18 protein-coding genes and 1 pseudogene are annotated in these 20,843 nt (G+C 59.8%); 8 read left to right on the top strand and 11 right to left on the bottom strand.

Features of this window, described 5'->3' with window-relative positions; translation table 11 throughout:
* Positions 1-167: 167 nt before the first annotated feature.
* The 6 genes and pseudogenes from KGL31_14205 (at position 168) to KGL31_14180 (ending at position 7,614) form a co-directional block, all read left to right on the top strand.
* The gene (locus tag KGL31_14205) at positions 168-350 is read left to right on the top strand and encodes a GIY-YIG nuclease family protein (GenBank protein MDE2323031.1); all 183 of its coding nucleotides are present in this window, start codon (positions 168-170) and stop codon (positions 348-350) included.
* Positions 351-416: 66 nt separating this feature from the next.
* Positions 417-1,625 (top strand): restriction endonuclease subunit S, encoded by a 1,209-nt coding sequence (locus KGL31_14200; GenBank protein MDE2323030.1) that lies wholly within the window; start codon positions 417-419, stop codon positions 1,623-1,625.
* Between the two features lie 134 nt (positions 1,626-1,759).
* The gene (locus KGL31_14195; GenBank protein MDE2323029.1) at positions 1,760-2,062 is read left to right on the top strand and encodes a type II toxin-antitoxin system RelE/ParE family toxin; all 303 of its coding nucleotides are present in this window, start codon (positions 1,760-1,762) and stop codon (positions 2,060-2,062) included.
* A complete protein-coding gene (locus KGL31_14190; GenBank protein MDE2323028.1) occupies positions 2,052-3,164 on the top strand; it encodes a HigA family addiction module antidote protein in 1,113 nt (370 codons plus the stop codon). Before KGL31_14195 ends, KGL31_14190 begins: the two co-directional genes overlap by 11 nt.
* 81 nt (positions 3,165-3,245) lie before the next feature.
* Positions 3,246-6,764, top strand: a pseudogene (locus tag KGL31_14185) (type I restriction endonuclease subunit R).
* Positions 6,765-6,945: 181 nt separating this feature from the next.
* Positions 6,946-7,614: a hypothetical protein gene (locus KGL31_14180; GenBank protein ID MDE2323027.1), complete on the top strand. Its 669-nt coding sequence runs from the start codon at positions 6,946-6,948 to the stop codon at positions 7,612-7,614.
* A 43-nt stretch (positions 7,615-7,657) separates the two neighbouring features.
* Here the strand turns inward: KGL31_14180 and KGL31_14175 are convergent, their stop codons facing one another.
* From KGL31_14175 to KGL31_14165, 3 genes are read right to left on the bottom strand one after another with little or no spacing between them, the layout of a single operon-like run.
* Positions 7,658-8,704 (bottom strand): hypothetical protein, encoded by a 1,047-nt coding sequence (locus KGL31_14175; protein ID MDE2323026.1) that lies wholly within the window; start codon positions 8,702-8,704, stop codon positions 7,658-7,660.
* Between the two features lies 1 nt (position 8,705).
* Complete coding sequence (argH, locus tag KGL31_14170; protein ID MDE2323025.1) at positions 8,706-10,103, bottom strand: argininosuccinate lyase; 1,398 nt, start codon at positions 10,101-10,103, stop codon at positions 8,706-8,708.
* A complete protein-coding gene (locus KGL31_14165; GenBank protein ID MDE2323024.1) occupies positions 10,100-11,338 on the bottom strand; it encodes an argininosuccinate synthase in 1,239 nt (412 codons plus the stop codon). The genes argH and KGL31_14165 overlap by 4 nt, the downstream gene beginning before the upstream one ends.
* 178 nt (positions 11,339-11,516) lie before the next feature.
* Between KGL31_14165 and KGL31_14160 the strand changes: the two genes are divergently transcribed.
* The gene (locus tag KGL31_14160; protein MDE2323023.1) at positions 11,517-11,963 is read left to right on the top strand and encodes a nucleotidyltransferase domain-containing protein; all 447 of its coding nucleotides are present in this window, start codon (positions 11,517-11,519) and stop codon (positions 11,961-11,963) included.
* On the top strand, positions 11,956-12,387 hold the full coding sequence (locus tag KGL31_14155; GenBank protein ID MDE2323022.1) for a DUF86 domain-containing protein: 432 nt from the start codon (positions 11,956-11,958) through the stop codon (positions 12,385-12,387). The genes KGL31_14160 and KGL31_14155 overlap by 8 nt, the downstream gene beginning before the upstream one ends.
* A gap of 43 nt (positions 12,388-12,430) precedes the next feature.
* Here KGL31_14155 and argF read toward each other — a convergent pair whose 3' ends face one another.
* From argF to KGL31_14115, 8 genes are all read right to left on the bottom strand, one after another.
* The gene (gene argF / locus KGL31_14150) at positions 12,431-13,366 is read right to left on the bottom strand and encodes an ornithine carbamoyltransferase (protein ID MDE2323021.1); all 936 of its coding nucleotides are present in this window, start codon (positions 13,364-13,366) and stop codon (positions 12,431-12,433) included.
* Entirely contained in the window at positions 13,363-14,562 is a 1,200-nt protein-coding gene (locus KGL31_14145; GenBank protein ID MDE2323020.1) for an acetylornithine transaminase, read from the bottom strand. Before KGL31_14145 ends, argF begins: the two co-directional genes overlap by 4 nt.
* A complete protein-coding gene (argB, locus tag KGL31_14140; GenBank protein MDE2323019.1) occupies positions 14,563-15,477 on the bottom strand; it encodes an acetylglutamate kinase in 915 nt (304 codons plus the stop codon). It abuts the gene before it with no gap.
* A 161-nt stretch (positions 15,478-15,638) separates the two neighbouring features.
* A complete protein-coding gene (hslU, locus tag KGL31_14135) occupies positions 15,639-16,994 on the bottom strand; it encodes an ATP-dependent protease ATPase subunit HslU (protein ID MDE2323018.1) in 1,356 nt (451 codons plus the stop codon).
* Positions 16,995-17,163: 169 nt separating this feature from the next.
* Complete coding sequence (gene hslV / locus KGL31_14130; protein MDE2323017.1) at positions 17,164-17,688, bottom strand: ATP-dependent protease subunit HslV; 525 nt, start codon at positions 17,686-17,688, stop codon at positions 17,164-17,166.
* A 47-nt stretch (positions 17,689-17,735) separates the two neighbouring features.
* Positions 17,736-18,716, bottom strand: a complete 981-nt coding sequence (gene xerC, locus KGL31_14125; protein MDE2323016.1) for a tyrosine recombinase XerC — start codon at positions 18,714-18,716, stop codon at positions 17,736-17,738.
* Positions 18,717-18,854: 138 nt separating this feature from the next.
* Positions 18,855-20,186: a methylenetetrahydrofolate--tRNA-(uracil(54)-C(5))-methyltransferase (FADH(2)-oxidizing) TrmFO gene (gene trmFO / locus KGL31_14120; protein ID MDE2323015.1), complete on the bottom strand. Its 1,332-nt coding sequence runs from the start codon at positions 20,184-20,186 to the stop codon at positions 18,855-18,857.
* Positions 20,183-20,843, bottom strand: a 661-nt coding sequence (locus KGL31_14115; GenBank protein ID MDE2323014.1) for a topoisomerase DNA-binding C4 zinc finger domain-containing protein, incomplete at its 5' end; no start/stop codon positions are given. The genes KGL31_14115 and trmFO, both read right to left, overlap by 4 nt.

Genomic DNA, 20,843 nt, shown 5'->3' with positions numbered 1-20,843 from the left:
TCCACCGCAAGAGGCTTTTCTGCACTACACGCGGTTTTCAGCATCCGGCGCTTCCGGATCACGGAGTGACGCGGTCCGGCTGATCGACGAGCGGTCTTTTTGGTGCAGATCGAGCCACTACTGCGGAAGATGGGCTAGTTGAACGAGTCTGGCAACACAAGAACGACGTGACTGAGGGCTTCACGAAGCGATATGGAGCGCATCGCCTGGTTTGGTTTGAGTTACACGAAACGATGGAGTCGGCCATCCGCCGCGAAAAGGCGATTAAGGAATGGAAGCGCAAATGGAAGTTAGAGCTAATCGAGAAGACCAATCCCACCTGGCAGGACCTTTATGCATCGATACTCTGACTGGATTCCGGCTTCCGCCGGAATGACGGCGGTGAGGATTCAGGAGAACTTCGAGGAGTTGACCGTATGAGACAAGGCTGGGACGAACTGCCTCTCGGCCAAGCCTCTCTCAAAATCATTGATGGAGACAGGGGCAAAGCGTATCCGAAGCACGGGGACTTCTCCGATGACGATTACTGCTTGTTTCTTAGCACAGCGAACGTGACGAGTTCCGGCTTCGACTTCTCTGAGTGCCAGTTCATATCGGAGCAAAAGGACGAGGAACTGCGAAAGGGGAGGCTATCAAGACAGGATGTTGTCCTGACCACGCGAGGGACGCTCGGAAACGCCGCCTTGTATGGAGATGAGGTTCCCTACGACCACGTACGGATCAATTCCGGCATGGTCATCATGCGGGCGGACCCCGCGAAGCTTCTCCCTGCGTTTCTATTTGGCTTCCTGCGCTCACCTGGGTTCAAAGGGCAGGTTGAACAGCTTCGCAGCGGCGTTGCCCAGCCTCAGCTCCCGATCCGAGATATCTATAAGATCACACTGCCTCTACCTCGCAAGGAGGTGCAGCAACGAATCGTCGCTGTGTTTGCTGCTTATGACGACCTGATCGAGAACAACCGGCGGCGGATGGCGTTGTTGGAGGAGGCGACGCGACAGCTCTACCGCGAGTGGTTCGTCCGCCTCCGCTTCCCCGGCCATGAACACACTCCTATCACCAACGGCGTGCCGGAAGGGTGGGAGCGGTTGCGGCTGAGTGAGTTGGCCGAGATCACAATGGGCCAAAGCCCGGAGTCCAGGTACTATAACGAAGACGGTGAAGGTCTTCCGTTTCACCAGGGCGTAACTGACTTCGGCGATCGGTTCGTAACCCACCGCATTTATTCGACTGCGCTGAATCGCATCGCCGAATCCGGAGACATTCTATGCAGCGTTCGGGCTCCGGTCGGTCGACTCAATGTCACGCTCGATAAGATCGTGATTGGCCGTGGTCTTGCCGCATTGCGCAGCAAGACCGGACACCAAGCTTTGCTGCTACAGCAGCTTCGCGCGTACTTCTTCAAGGAGGATCTCATTGGTGGGGGCGCGATCTTTGCCTCAGTTACCAAGAAGGAGTTCTCGGTACAGGTGCTGCTGGAACCTCCCGAGCGTCTGAAGCGAGCGTTCGAGGAGGTAACCGTCCCCTGCGATGAGCAAATCCGTGCACTGCATCTCCAGAACCAGCAACTCCGCGCGGCCCGCGACTTGCTGTTGCCGCGCCTGATGAGCGGAGAGATCGCCGTATGAGTGCGCGGGAGCGCCGCTGAAGCGGTAGCGATCTTTACCCATTGGGTGAAGAAATCTCTTGACTGTGGACATTCCTGGAGTATATTGTCTTTACCTCATAGGTGAAGACACTGTGACAGGAGCGCTGGATCCTCGTGGAAGTCAGATTCCGGACACGAACGCTACAGAGACGGTATGAGGTGTCCGCCGAGGCGATCCGGGCTTACGGTGAACCGGTCGCGCGCAAGTACATCCAGCGAGTGGGCATTATCAAGAGCGTCCGGGACATCGAGGAATTGAAGCGAATGCCAGGTCTTCGATGCCACGAACTCAAAGGCCACCGGAAAGGATTCTGGGCGATCAACCTGACAGGGTTTCATCGGCTGATCTTTACCCTGGAGGGCAAGCGGCTTGAAATTGCGCATATCGAGGAGGTGAGCAAGCATTATGGCGACTGAGGCGGCGATCCATTCCAATCTGGCGATTCCTCCCGGCGAGTACCTGGAGGAGGTCATCGGTGAGCTTGGTATGACCAAGGACGAGTTGGCCACGCGGATGGCCCGTCCGGCTTCCAAGCTGAGCCCGATCTTCAAGGGCGACAAGGCCATCACCCCCGATACGGCCCTGCAACTGGAGAAGGTTGTCGGCGTACCGGCGCACATCTGGCTGGGGTTGGAGAGTGAGTATCGTCTCACCTTGGCCCGGCAACAGGAGACCGGTGAACAGGTCGGTCGGCAACGAGAGACCGGCCTGATCTCGTCCTACTGCTACAACGCGCTGGTCAAGGTGGGCGCGGTAGCGAAAAAGACCGATTCATTGGAGAAGGTGCTGGAGTTGCAGCGCTTCTTCGGGGTGACCTCGCTGAGCTTGGTGCCCGAGATGCGTCGCTATGAGGCTGCGTTCCGCTGCGGCTCGGCGGGCAAGAAGGAACAGTCGCCGCATGCCGTGGCGGCTTGGCTGCGCCTGGGTGAACTCGAGGCGCAAAGACAGGAGTGTGCGCCGTTCAATAAGGTGAATCTCGAGCGCTCTCTGGCTACGCTGCAAGCGCTGACCCTGCAGGCGCCGGAGGTCTTCCTCTCGCAGTTACGGAAGACGCTGGCGAGCGCCGGAGTGGCCTTGGTGTTGTGTCCCCATTTTCCGGGAACCAGGACGCACGGGGCGACCTACTGGTTGGGGCGTGAGAAGGCGGTGCTCATGCTGACGATTCGCGGGAAGTGGGCCGACATCTTCTGGTTCAGCCTTTTCCATGAGCTCGGACATATCCTCATACACGAGCGGCAGGCCGTATTCATCGAAGACGGTTGCGACGGGCCGGATCTGGTCAAGAAGGAAGAGGCGGCAAACCACTTTGCCGCTGATCATCTGGTTCCACCAAGGGACTACGCGCTTTTCGTCCGAGGACGTGATTTTCGGCCACCGGCCATACGCGCTTTTGCGAATTCCATCGGTGTCGGTGTCGGGGTAGTTGTAGGCCGGCTCCAACACGACGGACATTTGGCTCGCTCAGTAGGAAATGACCTGCGGGTACGATACGAGTGGGCGGAAGGGGCTGCAGTGTAGTGCAAAGAACGGCTTTAAGAGGCATGGAGTATTTGGCTCAGAATCGACCACTTCTGAGCCAATCGAGGTAATCGAATCCCTATGGCCCTGACCGACATCAACAGCGAGGACCGACTGGTCCAGCAGACCTTCGCCGAGCATCTGGAGAAGGCGCTCGGCTGGGAGAGCGTCTACGCCTACAACACGGAGACGTTCGGGCCGCACGGCACCCTGGGCCGGGCGTCCGAACGCGAGGCCGTGTTGGTGCGAGATCTGCGCACGGCGCTGGCCCGGCTTAATCCGGGTATTCCTGAGTCGGCGCGGGAGCAGGCGATCGAGCAACTCACGCGAATTGACTTTGCCCGCTCGCTCCTCCAGCACAACCGGGAGTTCTACAGCTTCATCCGGGGCGGGGTACCGGTCGAGTGGCGGGACGCGAATGGAGAGACCCGGCACGCGCACGCGCAGGTGATCGACTTCCGCAACGGGATCGCTCTCGATGGAAAGCCCAACAACCGCTTCCTGGCGGTTCGGGAACTGAAGATCCAGGGCGTGCGCGTCCCGCACTACAACCGGCGCGGCGACCTTGTGTGTTTCATCAACGGCCTGCCGCTGGTCTTCATCGAGCTGAAAGCGGTCTATCGGAACATCCGTGCCGGCTTTGACGCCAACCTGACCGACTACCTGAACGAGCACGGTGTCGCCCACGCCTTCCATCACAACGCTTTTCTCGTTGTCAGCAATGGCGACAGCGCCCGCTACGGCTCCATCACCAGCAAGTGGGAACACTTCGTGGAGTGGAAGCGCAACGACGAGAAGGACAAGGGCCGGGTGGATGCCGAAGCGCTACTCGACGGCATGCTGGCCAAAAAGAGGCTGCTCGACCTGGTGGAGAACTTCATTCTCTTTGACGACAGCCGAGCCGGTGGCACACGAAAGATCGTGGCGCGTAACCATCAGGTGCTCGGTGTCAACCGCGCCGTTGCATCGGTTGTACGGCAGGAGCAGTTGAAGCGACACTTCCCGGTAGGTGAGCGACTCATCAAGTATCGCGTGCCAACGTATGAGCAGCTCAAGGCCGCTGAGACTCCGCCGGATTCGCCCTATGCCATGCAACGCACCGTGGATTCCGCTGCCAAGGGCGAACTGCCGCTGCTGAAACGCGCCCATGATGACCTGGGGCGCTTAGGGGTGTTCTGGCATACGCAGGGCAGCGGCAAGTCGTACTCGATGGCGTTCTTCGCCGAGAAGGTGCGGCGCGTGGTGCCAGGCAACTTCACCTTTGTCGTGATGACCGATCGCGAGGACCTCGACGACCAGATCTGGCGCACATTCATGGTTGTGGCGTGGCGGACGAAACAATGCCGCGCGCCGGCTCCGGCCAGGAGTTGAAGGAGATTCTTCGCGAGAACCATCGGTTCGTCTTCAGCCTTATCCACAAGTTCAACCAGTCGGTGAGCGAGCCCTACAGCGATCGCGACGATATCATCGTCATGTCGGATGAGGCGCACCGGACTCAGGCCGGGAAGTTTGCCCGCAACATGCGACTGGCGCTGCCAAACGCCTCCTTCATCGGATTCACCGGCACGCCGCTCTTCAAGCACGACCACCTCACGCGTCGAATATTCGGCGGTTACGTCTCGCGCTACGACTTCAAGCGCTCAGAGGAAGATCAGTCTACCGTACGGCTGGTCTACGAGAACCGGGGTGAAAAGCTCGGTATCGCACGGTTGGACCTCAACGACCGCATCGCCGCGAAGATCGAGGAGGCGGAACTGGACCCGGACCAGACCGCGCTGCTGGAGAAGCTGCTGGGCCAGGACTATGAAATCATCACCGCCGACGACCGGCTCGACAAGCTGGCTGATGATTTCGTCGAGCATTGCTCGACCCGGTGGGAGACCGGCAAGTCCATGCTGATCTGCATCGATAAGGTGACGTGCGCCCGGATGCTCCAGCGTATCGAGCCCCGCTGGGGAGTCAAGCTCACAGAGGTGAAGGCCCTCATATCGAGGAAGGAAGCGGAGCTGTCCGCTGCGTCTGATGTGGATGAGCGGGAGCGCCTCGTCAAATCCTTGGAGCGGCTGCGCGGACAGGCGCGGTGGATGGAAGGCACGATCATCGAGATCATCATCAGTGAAGCGCAGAACGAGGTACGCGACTTCGCCAGGTGGGGCTTCGACATCATCCCGCACCGAGTGGTGATGAAAACCGGGTTCCAGACAGCCGACTGCAAGCGCGTGGACGTGGAGGACGCAGTGAACTACCCCGCAGCAAGCTGCGGGGCATCAAACACCAGAGCAAAAAGAAATCTGCGCGGCAAGCCGCGGGGAATGAACCCTCAGTAGATTCAAGGACCCGGAGCACCCGTTCCGGATCGCCATTATCTGCGCCATGTGGCTGACAGGTTTCGATGTGGAGTGCCTCTCGACCCTCTACATCGATAAGCCGATGAAGGCCCACACGCTGATGCAGGCCATTGCCCGCGCCAACCGCGTCTATCCGGGCAAAGACTGCGGGGTGATCGTGGACTACAACGGCATGCTCAAGAGCCTGCGCGAGGCGCTCGCGCAGTACGCTCTCGGGGACGAAGACGAAGGCGGCGATGGCGGCGGCATCGTGGCGCCGATCGAGGAATTGGTCACCGCGCTCTTGCAGGCCATCGAAGCCGCGGAGAACCATCTCAAGGGTGTGGGCTTCGACGCGTCGCGGCTTACAGGCGCAACTGGCTTTACCCGCATCGAAGCGCTGCGGGATGCCGTGGAAGCTCTGTACACGTCGGACGAGACCAAGCGCCGTTTCGAAATCATGGCGCGGCAGGTCTTCATCCGATTCAAGGCGCTGCTGATGGAACCGAGCGCGTTCGCCTACGCCCAGCGCCACGACAACATCGAGGCGATCTACAAGAAGCTGCAGGAGAAGCGTGATACTGCGGACGTCACGGAGCTACTCAAGGAACTGCACAGGATCGTCAACGAGGCGATTCGGACGCAGGCACCGGGCGAGGACCATGCTGAAGGGCTCACGGTGGACTTGAGCCAGATCGACTTCGCGAAGCTTCGCAAGGAGTTCGCAGACAAGGTACAGCGTAAGCACTCGGCATTGCAGAACATTCGAGATGTGGTCGAGAAGAGGCTGGCGCAGATGCTGGCCAGTAACCCGATGCGGATGGACTACTACAAGAAGTACCAGCAGATCATTGCCGACTACAACCGCGAGAAGGATCGCGTGACGGTGGAGGAAACGTTCGCCAAACTGGTCGAGTTGGCCGGCAGCCTCGACGCGGAACAGAGACGGGCGGCGGCAGAGGGCCTGACCGACGACGAACTTGCCCTGTTCGACCTGCTCTTCAGGGAAAGCATCAGCAAGGCGGACCGCGAGAAGCTGAAGCAGGCCAGCAAGAATCTGCTTGCCTCGCTCCAGGAGCTATTGAAGCCGATGCAGGCTTGGACGCAGAACACGGCTACTCAGGCGGAGGTCAAGATCTTCATCCTCGACAACCTCTGGCGATCTCTGCCGCGCCCTCCCTTCACGGACGATGAGACCGAAGCGCTCGCCGGTCGCGTCTATGACTACGTGTGGCAACGGAGCGCAAGCGGTCATGATCTGTTGGCGGCGTAGGATGGTTTGCCGGCATGATGAACATGAGCGCCAGAGGTGGGCGCCCACGAACACCAGCATGCGTCCGAGAAGACCTGCGTAGTCCCGAGACTCTTGCGCCACAACAAGACCTGTGAGACGATTTTCACGGGCATCCCACTTCAGCTTACAGACGTCTCAGCATATCGGTGGAGGTCTTGCTATGGGTTCGAAACTGGAGAATTTAACCGCCGAACAACGCCGTCAAGCGCAAGAAGTCACACTCCGCTCTCCGAGGATGCGGTACGGCATCTTGGCCCGCCTTCTCTTCATGACGATGGACCTCGTGTATGGTCGCAAAAAGACATTCAGCAAATTCAAGGTGCTGGAACTCGTCGCCCGCGTCCCGTATCAGTCCTGGGAGAACGTGGCCTACATCGCCATTACCCACATGTATGCAGATCATGAGTTTGCCCGCCGGGTCTTCGATCGGGTCAAGGAGGCCCGCGACGCTCAAGATAACGAGATGTGGCATCTGCTCATTCTGGAAGAACTCACCCACGCTCGCGGAATCAAGGAAAATGTTCTCCTCTATCGCGTCCTGCCCCAGGTGATTGCCTTCACCTACTACCACATCTGCTGGCTCCTCTACGTGATCAAGCCGTCGTGGAGTTATCTGGTGAACGCCCAATTTGAGGATCATGCCGAGCACGAATACATGGAATTCGTGGCGGAAAACCCCCAGTTCGAGTCGGAACCTTTCAAGAGTCTCTTTGAGGAAGACTACGGCTCCTTTGAGAGCGTGGCCGACGTGTTTCGTCAAATCGGGCATGACGAGCGGATGCACAAAGAAGAGGGCTTGGAATGGATTGCGACGGCCCGATTTCAGTGAACGGTAAGCGGCTCTGTAGGATCCTCCGGCAACGGGAAATATATTACGGGACGCGGACCTCGACGGTCTCCGAGGGAACGCTTTCGTTGCGTCTGGAAGAGGCGTCAATAGCCGTCACAGTGTAGAGGTACCGTCCGCCTGACCGAACTGATTGGTCGGTGAAGGTAGGCGATTTGAGCGGAGCTTCTGTCAGTCGGTGCGGGGGAAGCTCCGCAGCATCGCTTCGATAGACAAAATAGCCGAGCAGGTCCGATTCGCGGTTCAGCTCCCAGCTCAGCGAGACTACCAAGCCAGGCCCAACAACCGCTCGGACACTCTGGGGAGGGGCAGGAGGCGTCAGATCGACCGGCGCGGCGTTTACCTCGCTGGAGGGCAACCCCTCCTGCCATGGCGGTTCCTGACTCTCCACCGCTGCCACGCGGTAGTAGTATGTCTGATCGTTGACCAGATCCGTATCCTGGAACTGCGTGCTCCGGACCGGCTCTCGATTGATTGGGGATGGACCGAATTGGCCCGGGCTGGCGCCCCGGTAGATATTATACCTTGGGACTAGAGACAGCGGGCTTGCATCAACTCGTCGGGTTGGCGCAACCCAGGAGAGGCGGATCGCTCGTTCGCCGGCCTCCGCTCGCAGGCTGGATGGGGCCTCAATCTCAACCGTAACAAGGGCGGTCGCTTCTGCTGACGACGGCCCAACGATCCCTCGCCGGCTCACTGACTCGATGGCGTATGTATACCTGGCTCCCACGACTACATGGCTATCGGTAAAGGCGTACCGATTGGCTGAGACGACGGCGTTCTCCGGCTTCTCAGCCTTTACGGTGGCAATGACCGAGTAGGCAGAGGTCTGAGGGGCCATTTGCTGGCGGGAGATTTGGAACGCGGCCAGGTATTTCAGCGCAGTGCCATCGACATTGGTCGTCGGCGTGGTCCACGCGAGGACCACCGTACGGCTCCGCACGAGAGCTGTCAGATCGGTCGGCGGCGATGGCTCCGCCAGGACTGGAATCACAGGTGGACCGCTCCGGCCGCACCCGGAGAGCACAAGCGAGCCAAGAGACGCTGCGACGATGATCTGCCGAACCCGCATCCTATCGATCCCGAAGTCTGGTCTTGGCTGCCTTGATCGCCTTCTTCACCGCGCTTGTCGCGGTCCCGCCGGTAGCCGTCCGCCGTTCGATGCAGGCGTCGAGCGCGATGTAGGCAAAAACATCCTTCTCGAACAGGGGGGAGGCCGCTTGCAGTTCCTTCAGCGAAAGCTCCTCGAGCCGACACCGCCTGGCAAGCGCGCCTCGAACGAGAAGGCCCACCACCTCGTGGGCCTGCCGGAAAGGCATCCCCTTACACACCAGATAGTCGGCCAGATCGGTGGCGTTTAAGAATCCGTCCTCTGCCGCCTGTCGCATCCGATCCGCACAGAACATGAGACTGCGCACCAGCGACGCCATGATGAGGAGGGTCGTCTTGACGGACTCTACGCTGTCGAAGAGGGGTTCCTTGTCCTCCTGCAAATCGCGGTTGTAGCTGAGCGGCAGTCCCTTGATGACCGTAAGCATGGCCACCATGGCGCCGAAGACGCGACCGGTCTTCCCTCGCGCCAGCTCCGCCACGTCCGGGTTCTTTTTCTGGGGCATCATGCTGGAGCCAGTAGCGAAGGCGTCGGATAACTCGATAAACCCGAACTCCGCCGATGCCCACAGCACAATTTCTTCTGCCAGGCGGGACAGATGCGCCTGCAGCAGCGCGAAGGCGAATAGCGGCTCGATGACAAAGTCGCGGTCAGAGACGGCATCCAGCGAGTTCGCCGACAGTTCGGGAAAGCCAAGCGCCCTGGCAACAAAGCGCCGATCGATCGGCAGGCCGACCCCGGCCAGGGCGCCGGCGCCAAGCGGAAGGATCTCAACCCGGCGAAGCGCATCGCGCAGTCTCTCACGATCCCGCTCCAGCATCTCCACATAGGCCATCAGGTGGTGCGCCAGGAGAATCGGCTGAGCCCGTTGCATATGGGTATAACCGGGCATGATCAGATCAAGGTGAGCTTCGGCTTGTGCGATCAGAGCCCGCTCCAGCCCTGCGATCAGATAGCGAACTTCTCCGATCTCCTCCCGCAGATAGAGACGCAGATCAAGGGCCACCTGGTCATTCCGACTCCGGCCGGTGTGGAGCTTTGCGCCGGCATCTCCCACCTTCTCGATCAGCCGGGTCTCGATCGCCATGTGAATGTCTTCCAACGAGGGGTCGAAACGAAACTCTCCGCGCTCGATCTCGCCCTCGATCTCCTCAAGCCCCATCACGATCTTGTCGGTCTCAGCCTTACTGAGCAGGCCGCACTTCGCCAGCATCCGCGCGTGCGCGACAGACCCCTGAATATCGTACTTGTAGAGGCGACGGTCAAAGTGGATAGAGGCGGTGTAGGCTTCCACTCGCGGATCGGTCGCCTGCTTAAATCGCCCACCCCAAGGCTTTTGAGTCCTCGGTCCCGCTTTCATCGTGCCGGCCGCTTCCCTTTCGTGCCCCGCACCCCACGCTCTTTTCTTAGCGCCCGAATTCTGAGCCGTAACGCGTTCAGGCGGATGAACCCCTCGGCGTCCGACTGTCGGTACACCTGGTCCGCCTCGAACGTCGCGAAGGCCGGATCGTACAGCGAGACGGCCGACTTGCGCCCTACGACCTCGCAGTTGCCCTTGTACAGCTTGACCCGCGCCGTACCGGTCACCCCTTGCTGCGACGCCTCGATCGTCCGCATCAGCAGTTCCATCTCCGGGGAGAACCAATAGCCATAGTAGACCAGCTCCGAGAAGCGGGGAATGAGGGAGTCACGCAGGTGCATCACCTCGCGATCCATCGTGAGCGATTCCACGGCGCGGTGAGCGGCCTGCAGAATGGTTCCCCCAGGCGTCTCATATACCCCACGCGACTTCATCCCAACGTAGCGGTTTTCGACGATATCGACTCGACCGATCCCATGCTCGCCGCCGATCTTATTCAGGCGCTGCAGCAGCCTGGCAGGCGAGAGGCGCTTGCCATCCAGCGCAATAGGCTGACCGTCCTGGAACTCCACCTCGATATAGGTCGCGCGATCCGGCGCCTTCTCCGGCGAGACACTCAAAACAAACATCTCTTCAGGCGGCTCCTGCCAAGGGTCCTCCAACACCCCGCCCTCGAAGCTGATGTGAAACAGGTTGCGGTCGGTGCTGTAGGGCCGCGTCTTCGTAATCGGCACCGGGATGTCATGCCTCCTCGCGTAGGCAATCAGATCCGACCGCGAACCCAGATCCCATTCGCGCCATGGCGCGATGACCCGGATGCGCGGGTCGATGGCATAATAGGAGAGCTCAAACCGGACCTGATCGTTCCCTTTGCCGGTGGCGCCATGTGCCACCGCGTCCGCGCCCTCCTTTTTCGCCACCGCCATCTGGTGTTTTGCGATCAGCGGCCTCGCCATCGAGGTACCGAGCAGATAGCGCCCCTCATAGACCGCGTTCGCCTTCAGGCAGGGGAAGACGAAGTCCCGGGCAAACTCTTCTCTCAGGTCTTTGATGTAGACCTTGCTGGCGCCCGTCTTGAGCGCCTTCTCCCGGACCGGTTCCAGGTCCTCGCCCTGTCCCAGGTCGGCGCAGAACGCGATCACCTCCGCCCGGTAGGTCTCGATAAGCCAGCGCAGGATCACCGACGTATCCAGCCCGCCCGAATACGCCAGCACGATTTTGTTCACCTTTTGCATACTCCCTTCCTCAATCCGCTGTTCACGCGAGGAGGCATTATACTACGTAGCCCATCGCCGCTTACCGATCAGCTTTTGGGGATACTGTCGGTCTCCATGACAAAATCGGTATTTTAGTATATCATTCCGTATATTGCAGCTAAAAAAGGCTGAACCGAAGGAGATAGAGGAGTATCTCGTGGAACTCAGACGGGGCATCATCAGCCATTTAGAGAATTTTTTTCGAAACAATGCGGGGCGCTACGGGATCGACATGGCCTTCTTGTATGGCTCGTGGGCTAAAGGGTCCCCAGGACGCGATTCTGATGTCGATATTGCCGTGGTTTTTTCACAACAACATTCTCGTGAAGAAGAAATGTTCGAGCATATCACCGATATTTCGTTACGACTGTCCGGGGAGCTTCGTTCAGAGGTCAATGTCATTGCAATCGATCTGACGTTTGCCAAGCCGATGCTGTGTTACAACGCGATCGTTTCAGGTATCCCAGTATTTTTTAGAGACTTTAATCAATACGTTGATCTGAAAAACGAAGCCGTTTCTCAGATGGAAGATTTCAGTCTATTTGGGCGCGATTGGCAGCTTACTATTACAAAGCGCAATCTGGAGGCGTTACAGCGTGCCTGAATACCGCTACGCAAAAGGCAGGATTCTTGAGTCTCTTCGGTTCATATCTGAAGAACTCAAGGAATTCGAAACCGACTACGCTAATACAACCTGGAAAGCCTATTACGACGATAAGAAGCTGCAGAAGCTGATGGATAGGACGGTCGAAAATATTCTGACCGCCATGATCGAGGTGTGTGGAACGGTACTAGCCGAAGAAGGCGTCTCCGTCGACAGTTATGCAGATGCCGTAAAGAAGTGCGGCAGCTTCTTTGGCCTCTCAGAGGAGGACCAAGAAAGCCTGTCCAGGCTGGCTATTCAACGGAATCGTCTTGCCCACCGATACCTCAACTTTCGCTGGCAGGCCGTCAAGATATTCGCTGAACAGAGAAGATTGGTTGCACAGTTGATCGCGATGATTCTGGAAAGGGAGGAGACGCGGTAGGTTCAGCGACCAGGTTTCCTTCGGAAGGGAAGCTTCCCTCCCCTCATCCCGCTGACCGATGTCCCAGGAGCGTTACCAGGATCGCCTTCTGAACGTGGAGGCGGTTCTCGGCCTCGTCATAGACGATCGAATGCGGGCCATCGAGGACCTCGTCGGTAATCTCTTCGCCGCGGTGGGCCGGCAGGCAGTGCATGACCAGGACGTCGGGTTTGGCCAGTCGAACCAGCGCCGCATCAACCTGAAACCCTTGAAAGTCGTGCCGCCGCGTCGCCGCCTCTGCCTCCTGGCCCATGCTGGTCCAGACATCGGTGTACAGAACATCGGCTCCTTCCGCTGCAGCCCTCGCATCGTTCAGCAACACAATGCGTCCACCGGACGCTTCGGTCTCCCGGCGGGAGGCAGCCACGACGTCAACGTCGGGCTCGTACCCTTTCGGACAGGCCACGTGAAGCTCGATTCCGGTTCTCGCCGCACCGTACAGCCATGAATGACAGACGTTGTTGCCGTCACCGATATAGGCGACCTTCACGCCGCGCAGCGTACCGCACTTTTCCTGAAGGGTAAAAAGATCCGCAAGAATCTGGCATGGGTGGGTCAGGTCGCTCAGCCCGTTAATGATCGGAATTGCCGCATGGTGGGCCAGCTCCTCCAGGGTCCGGTGGGTGAAGGTCCGCGCCACAATCCCATCAACCCATCGTTCGAGATTCTTCGCGACATCCTTGACGGTTTCCCGTACCCCAAGCTGGATATCAGCGGGAGCCAAATAGATGGCGCGGCCGCCCAACTGGGTCATGCCGACATCAAAGGTCACTCGGGTCCTGAGCGACGGCTTCTCGAAGATCATCCCCAGTGTCTTGCCGAGCAACAGCGGATGGGCGATCCCTTTGCGCTGCTGTGCTTTCAGGTCGGCCGTCAGGGCAAACAGTGAGTCGATCTCGGAGGCCGTCAGATCACTGATCGACAGAAGATCCTTTTTCATGACGATTTCTCCGTCAGAACCAGATCGAGAATGCGTATGGCCTCATCTACCTCAGGCTCGCCGATGATGAGCGGCGGCACGAAACGCAAGACCTGGTCGCCTGCGGTCAGGATAAGCAAGCCGCGCTCGAGGCAGCGCTCGACAATCGGTCTGGCCGGTACCGTCAGCTCCAGGGCAAGCATCAGCCCCTTGCCGCGCGTCTCTTTCACGAAGGGGTATCGCATGGCCAGTTGCTGCAGACGTTCGAGGAAATAGGCGCCGATCTTCGCCACGTGCTCCGCTAACCGTGCGTCGAGAATCTCCGTCAGGACCGCCATGGCTACGGTGGTCACGAATGGGTTTCCGCCGAAAGTCGACGCATGGCTGCCCGGCACAAAGGATTCAGCTACGGCTTCCGTCGCAATCATGGCGCCTATCGGCAACCCTCCGCCCAGCCCCTTAGCAAGCGTGGCGATGTCGGGTTGGATGCCCCAGTGCTCATAGGCGAAGAGACGCCCGGTCCGCCCCATCCCCGTCTGGACCTCATCCAGCATCAGAAGAACCTCTCGCTCCGAACAAAGATGTCGAAGGCTCGGCAGGTAGTCATCGTCCGGAAGCCTCACGCCCCCCTCGCCCTGGATCGGCTCTACCAGCACGGCACAGGTCCGAGAGTCGATCGCCCGCTCTGCCGCCGCCAAATCGTTGAACGGGATATGCTTGAAGCCCGGGACGAGCGGCTCAAAGCCCTGACTGTACTTCGGCTGACCGGTAGCGGTCACGGTAGCCATCGTCCGACCGTGGAACGAGTCCCGCATGCAGACGATTTCATATCGGTCGGAGCTCCACCGCGTCTTGGCATAGCGGCGAGCCAGCTTAATGGCCGCCTCATTCGCCTCCGCCCCGCTGTTGCAGAAGAATACCTTACCGCCAAACGACTGTTCGCTCAACGCGCGCGCCAACCGAATCTGCGGCTCAATATAGTAGAGGTTCGAGACGTGCAGCAGCGTCTCGGCCTGCAACCTGATGGCCTCCACCACCTTCGGGTGGCAGTGGCCCAGGACGTCTACGGCGATACCAGCGGCGAAGTCGAGGTAGGTCTTGCCCTCGGCATCCCAGACCCGTACACCGCTGCCCTTCACCAGCGCTACCGGGAATCGGGCATAGGTGTTAGCCAGGTAGCGAGCCGTCTGCGCCATCAATTCATCGGTCGCTGACATCTACGTAACAATCTCCGTGCCGACCCCTTCTGACGTGAAGAACTCCAGCAGAAGGGCATGGGGGATGGTGCCGTTGACGATGTGCGTCTTCTCAACCCCCTTGTCCAGCGCGGTGAGACAGGCCCGAACCTTCGGCAGCATCCCTCCCGAGATGACGCCATCGGCGATAAGCTGTTCTACCTTTTGCCTGTTCAGCGTGGGAATAAGGACGTCATCCTTGTCCAGAATACCATCGGTGTCGGTCAGAAAGATGAGCTTTTCCGCTTGCAGGGCTGATGCGATCGCGCCGGCCGCCAGATCGGCATTAATGTTGTACGTTACGCCGGCCTCATCAACGCCGGTCGGCGCTACCACCGGCGTGAACCCGTCGCGCTCCAGGGCGAGTAGAACCCGTTCATCAACAGCAACTATCTCGCCGACGAACCCCAGATCGACCTGCGGCTTGGCGGCACCTGCTGGGGACTTCGCAGCCACCGCCGGACCGGCCTTCTTTGCCCGGATCAACCCGCCATCCTTGCCTGAGAGGCCGACGGCCGACCCACCGCTGCTGTTGATAAGCGCCACCAGCTCCTGGTTAACCTGGCCCACCATCACCATCTCAACGATCTTCATCGTCTCCCGGTCGGTGACGCGGAATCCGGAGATAAAGGTGGGCTTCAGGCCCGCTTGCTCCATCGCCTTTGTGATCTCAGGGCCACCGCCGTGGACGACAACCGGTTGCATCCCGACGTACCGCATGAGAATGACGTCCAGCGCTACCGACCGCTTGAGCGCCTCATCCGTCATCGCCGCACCGCCATATTTGATCACAACCGTCTTACCGGCAAATGTCTTGATATACGGCAGCGCCTCGATCAGGACCTTCGCCTTGTCGATCCCGTGCTGGACCGCTAACGTCTTCCGCTGCCCCACCATCTTCTCCGTTGCTGTGTATGCCTACATAAGTCTCAGGCAGTTCGTCATTCCGGGCTTGATCCGGAATCCAGTGCCTTTCTGGATTCCCGCTTTCGCGGGAATGACGTCTATGGTTGCGGCCTACCACGCAATGTATGGCAATATTCTGTCTGATCGCTGCATCACAAAATGTAGCGGCTCAGGTCCTCGCTCTTGACGATCTCCTGAAGCCGCTCCCGAACATATGCGGCGTTGATTGTGACCTGGGCCCCGTGCATGGCGGGCGCCTCAAACGAGATCTCGTCCAGCAGCCGCTCCAGAATGGTGTAAAGACGGCGGGCGCCGATATTCTCAGTCGCCTGATTGACGGCGCTGGCGGTAGAGGCGAGTTCCCGCACAGCATCGTCCGTAAAGTCCAACTTGACCTCCTCTGTCGCCAGAAGGGCGGTATACTGCCTGATCAGGGCATTCTGCGGCTCTGTGAGGATTCTGACAAAGTCGTCCTGCGTGAGGCTGGCCAACTCGACGCGCAACGGGAAGCGTCCCTGCAGCTCCGGAATCAGGTCCGACGGCTTGGCGACATGGAACGCGCCGGCCGCGATAAACAGGATGTGATCGGTCCGTACCAGGCCGTACTTGGTGTTGACCGTACACCCCTCGACGATCGGTAAAAGATCGCGTTGCACGCCCTGGCGCGAGACATCCGGACCGTGGCTCGAATCGCGACCGGCGATCTTATCGATCTCATCCAGGAAGACGATTCCGGAGTCCTCAACCCGGCGGACCGCCTCCGACCTCACCTCGTCCACATCGATCAGCTTGTCGGCCTCTTCCTGCGCGAGGATCCGCTGGGCCTCCCGGATCTTGACCTTGCGTCGCTTGGTCCGCTGGGGCAGCAGGTTCCCAAGCATCTCCTTCATGTTGATGTCCATCCCCTCCATGCCGGCGCCGCTGAAGATCTCTACCATCGGCATGGCTCGATCCTTGACCTCCAACTCCACGGTCCGGTCGTCCAGCTTCCCCTCGTGCAGCCGCTTCCTGAGTTTCTCGCGAGTCTCTGCTGCCGAGGTGGCCGTCGTCGTGTCGGAGGTTTGCTCGACGCCCGGGGTCGTCGGCATCCTGCTGACGGGAAACAGCAGGTCCAGGAGCCGCTCTTCCGCCAGCTCCCTCGCCCGCTCCTGGACGGTCTTGGTCTTTTCTTCTTTTACCATGCTTACCGCCAGCTCGGTCAGATCTCGCACCATCGATTCGACGTCGCGTCCGACGTAGCCCACCTCAGTGTATTTGCTGGCCTCTACCTTGATGAACGGCGCATCAACCAGCTTGGCGAGACGGCGGGCGATCTCAGTCTTGCCCACACCGGTCGGGCCGATCATGATGATGTTCTTTGGCGCCACCTCATCCCGCAGCTCCGCCGGCAGCTTCTGCCGCCGCCATCGATTGCGCAGCGCGATAGCGACGGCCCGTTTGGCTTCTCTTTGACCGATGATATATTTATCAAGCTCGGCCACAATCTGTCGCGGTGTCAACTGTTCCATAGATACCTCACCGAACCCCCTCATCTTCATCCTCTCTCCCGGCAGCGGGGGAGAGGAGATATTATTATCTCCTCACTCCTCAGGGCAGAGAGAACTTCCTTTTGTGTTCCCCTCGCCCCCTTTTGGTGGGGGGAGAGGGTCAGGGTGAGGGGAACGTTTACAGAATGTTCTACAACTCTTCAATCGTGATCGTATCGTTCGTATAGACGCAGATTGAGGCGGCGATCTTCATTGCCTCCTCGGCGATCTTTCTTGCATCAAGCTCTGAAAAGCCGACCAGGGCTCGAGCCGCAGCGGCCGCGTATTGCCCCCCGGAGCCGATACCAACCACCCCGTCGTCGGGCTCGATCACGTCCCCCGTTCCGGAGATGACCAGCGAATGCTCCCTGTCGACTGCCACCAACAGCGCCTCTAGTCGGCGGAGGGCCCGATCCGTGCGCCAGTCCTTCGCCAACTCAACCGCGGCGCGCGGCAGGTTGCCGCTGAACGCCTCCAGCTTCGCCTCAAACCTCGATTGGAGAGCAAACGCATCGGCGGCAGCGCCGGCAAAACCGGCGATAACCCGATCGTTCCACAGCCGACGAACCTTGCGAGCGGTTTGCTTCATTACCGTCTCGCCGAAGGAGACCTGCCCGTCTCCGGCTACGACCACTCTCCCCTTGTGCCGCACTGCCAGGATCGTGGTGCTTCGTATTTTGTTACGTCCTATACCCTCCACGCTATACCCTCCACCCTTTCTTCTCAGGCCCGCGGATGCGCCTTATCGTAGATCTCCATCAGGTGATCCAGATTCAGGTGGGTATACCGCTGAGTGGTCGAGAGCCGCGAATGCCCCAGCAGTTCCTGGATCGAGCGGAGATCCGCCCCGGCTTGAAGCAGATGCGTAGCATAGCTATGGCGCAGCCCGTGAGGTGTGATCTTTGGCCCCACGCCGCTCCGATTCAGGTATTTCAATACGATTCGAGCAGTACTCCGTGGACTTAATCGACCGCCACGGCGGTTGAGAAACAACGCCGCGGGTTCGGGGGCTGCTCGCTTCGAGCCCTGGATCAGATCACTCCGCTGACCGAGATAGCGCCTTAGGACGGCGATGGCCTTCGATCCCACCGGGACGATTCGCTCCTTATTCCCCTTGCCTTTCACCCGAACGAGACCCTCCCGAATATCGACGTCTCGTACATCCAATCCCGTCAACTCGCTCAATCTGATGCCCGAGGCATAAAAGAACTCAAGAATCGCCAGATCGCGGGCGCCAGGGAAATCCTGCTCGCGAGGCGCCGCCAAGAGCCGATCAACCTCGTCTACGGTCAGATAGGCCGGAAGTCGCTTTGGCAGCTTCGGCGTCGACACGAGCTTCGCCGGATTCGCAGCAAGTACACCTTCCCGGCACAGGTACCGAAAGAACGATCGCAAGGTCGCCAGCTTCCGCGCAATGCTGCTTCGCGCAATCCCCCTTCTATGCAGATCCGCCACGAAGGCCCTAATCGCCAGCGAATCGATCTCAGCGGGCTCGATGGTCCGGCGCATGGCATTCCCTCGTTCGGCATCGCCTGTAGTGAACCCAATCGGACCACTTACGGCCGGCTCCGACTTTTGGAACCCGCTGGCCCTAAGAAACGTCCGGAACTGCTGCAAGTCGATCGCGTAGTTCTTCAGGGTGTGGAGAGAAGCTGCTCGCTCCGCCTGAAGATATAATAAATACGCCTCAATCTGTTCCAGCATGGGATCAACCCGCTTTTACTCCTGTCCGGTACGATACGAGGAATAGGCAGAAAGATCAAGGCCAAACCTTGTAGTTCCAGGCGCCAACTTCCTGGTTTAGACGCTCGGGTATGAAGATTGAATAACCCGGAGCCCTCTTCAAGACAGATCTGGCAAGTCGCGAATGGCGCGGGCGGCCAAGGCTTGCCGTCTTTCGCGCTTGGCCCGGATCGGTTCATCAAGCGACGGTAGCAGGCCGAAGTTGACATTCATCGGCTGGAAAGTGCGGGCATCCGCATGGCAGATGTGACGAAGAAGGGAGCCGAGGGCGGTGGTCGGCGGGAGCACGACCGGCGTCTCACTGTGCAGGTGTTTGACCGCGTTGACCCCGGCCAACAGTCCGCTCCCGGACGATTCCAGGTATCCCTCCACGCCGGTGAGTTGACCGGCCAGCAAGATCCCCGAATCCCCCTTGAACTGCATTGTCTCTTGCAGGAGCGCCGGCGCTGCGATAAAGGTGTTGCGATGGATGGAGCCGTATCGGAGGAACTCGGCACCGCTGAGGCCGGGGATCATCCGGAGAATCCGGCGTTGCTCGCCCCATTTCAGGCGCGTCTGAAACCCCACTAGGTTGTACATGGTTCCTTCCCGGTTCTCCAGCCGGAGTTGGACGATGGCGTAGGGACGGCGTCCGGTCCTGGGATCGACCAGGCCCACCGGTTTCATCGGCCCGAACCGTAAGGCGTCCTCGCCGCGCGCCGCCAGCACCTCGATGGGGAGACATCGTTCGAAGTATCGCGCCTCTTCAAACGGGCGGATCGGGGTCGGCTCCGCAGCCCTGATCGCTTCCCAAAAACGCTGATACGCCTCTCGCGTGAGAGGGCAGTTCAGATAATCATCCCCCCCCTTGCCGTAACGGGAGGCGGCAAAGGCCACGGTACGATCGATAGACTCGGCGGCAATGATCGGCGAGATAGCGTCATAGAAGTAGAGCAGATCTTGCGTATCGGCGGATGGGTCTGCCGATGCCAGATAGTCCACGAACCGATCGCGCAGCGCGCTGGCCAGCTGGTCGGAGGTCAACGGACCGGTGGCGATAATCACCGGTCTCTCGTCCGGTATCGCCTTGACCTCGTCCCGAACAATGGTGATGTGCGGGTGGCGCGCAAGCCTGGCAGTCACCTCAGCCGCAAAGGCATCACGATCGACGGCCAGCGCCGATCCGGCGGGAACAGCGTGCGTCCTGGCAGCGGTCATGATGACCGAGCCGTACGCGGTCAGCTCCCGCTTCAACAGGCCGTGACAATCGTCCGGCAAATCCGACTTCAGGGAGTTGCTGCAGACCAGTTCGGCCAACCGGTCGGTTTTGTGGGCTGGGGTAAAGACGGCCGGTCGCATCTCGTACAGGCGAACATGGGCGCCCCGCTCCGCCGCCTGCCAGGCCGCTTCGCTTCCGGCCAACCCTCCGCCAACCACGACGATCTCGGTCACGCCTTTGCCTGTACCGCCGTATCGACCTCCCGCACGTAGGCACAGCCTTCTGCACTACAACGGATCGAGACCCCGCCCCCTTTCAGCCTCTTCTCCACCAGGAAGGCGGCCCCGCACTGCGGGCAGGGTTCCTGGATCGGGCGATCCCAGATGGCAAAGGCGCACTTCGGGTATGCAGTACATCCATAGAAAACCCGGCCCCGTTTGGTGCGTCGCTCGGAAAGCGGGCTGCCGCACTGCGGACACTTGACGCCGATCGCGATCGGCTTGATATGCTTGCAGGCGGGATAGGTGGAGCAGGACAGGAAGCGGCCATATCGTCCCTCCCGTAACACCATCGGGGCGCCGCACTTGTCGCAGATCTCGTCGGTCGGCTGCGGCGCAGGCCGCGCACTGGCCGCCTCGGCCTGCGATAGCTTCCGGATCATCTTGCACTCCGGATATCCGGAGCAACCCAGGAAGGGTCCGAACCGGCCGCGTTTCATTACCATAGGCCGTCCGCAGTTGTCGCAGGGCGTCGCCGCGGCCTCAGTGGAGACGTCGGTGTCCTCATCCGTCCCGTGCTCTCCTTTGAGTTCGGCTGTCAACTCGCGCGTACCCTTGCACTCCGGGTAGTTGGTACAAGCCAGGAAACGACCGAATCGACCCCAGCGGATC

This window comes from Candidatus Methylomirabilota bacterium (genome assembly GCA_028870115.1).
Lineage (GTDB): Bacteria > Methylomirabilota > Methylomirabilia > Methylomirabilales > Methylomirabilaceae > Methylomirabilis.
This window is presented reverse-complemented; position numbering and strand designations above follow the sequence as displayed.

Coding starts and splice junctions, on each gene's coding strand:
- hslU (MDE2323018.1), bottom strand. CDS start 16,994: ATGGAACAGTTGACACCGCGACAGATTGTGGCCGAGCTTGATAAATAT.
- KGL31_14180 (MDE2323027.1), top strand. CDS start 6,946: ATGGGTTCGAAACTGGAGAATTTAACCGCCGAACAACGCCGTCAAGCG.
- KGL31_14190 (MDE2323028.1), top strand. CDS start 2,052: ATGGCGACTGAGGCGGCGATCCATTCCAATCTGGCGATTCCTCCCGGC.
- xerC (MDE2323016.1), bottom strand. CDS start 18,716: ATGCTGGAACAGATTGAGGCGTATTTATTATATCTTCAGGCGGAGCGA.
- argH (MDE2323025.1), bottom strand. CDS start 10,103: ATGAAAGCGGGACCGAGGACTCAAAAGCCTTGGGGTGGGCGATTTAAG.
- argF (MDE2323021.1), bottom strand. CDS start 13,366: ATGAAAAAGGATCTTCTGTCGATCAGTGATCTGACGGCCTCCGAGATC.
- KGL31_14165 (MDE2323024.1), bottom strand. CDS start 11,338: ATGCAAAAGGTGAACAAAATCGTGCTGGCGTATTCGGGCGGGCTGGAT.
- KGL31_14175 (MDE2323026.1), bottom strand. CDS start 8,704: ATGCGGGTTCGGCAGATCATCGTCGCAGCGTCTCTTGGCTCGCTTGTG.
- KGL31_14145 (MDE2323020.1), bottom strand. CDS start 14,562: ATGTCAGCGACCGATGAATTGATGGCGCAGACGGCTCGCTACCTGGCT.
- KGL31_14200 (MDE2323030.1), top strand. CDS start 417: ATGAGACAAGGCTGGGACGAACTGCCTCTCGGCCAAGCCTCTCTCAAA.
- argB (MDE2323019.1), bottom strand. CDS start 15,477: ATGGTGGGGCAGCGGAAGACGTTAGCGGTCCAGCACGGGATCGACAAG.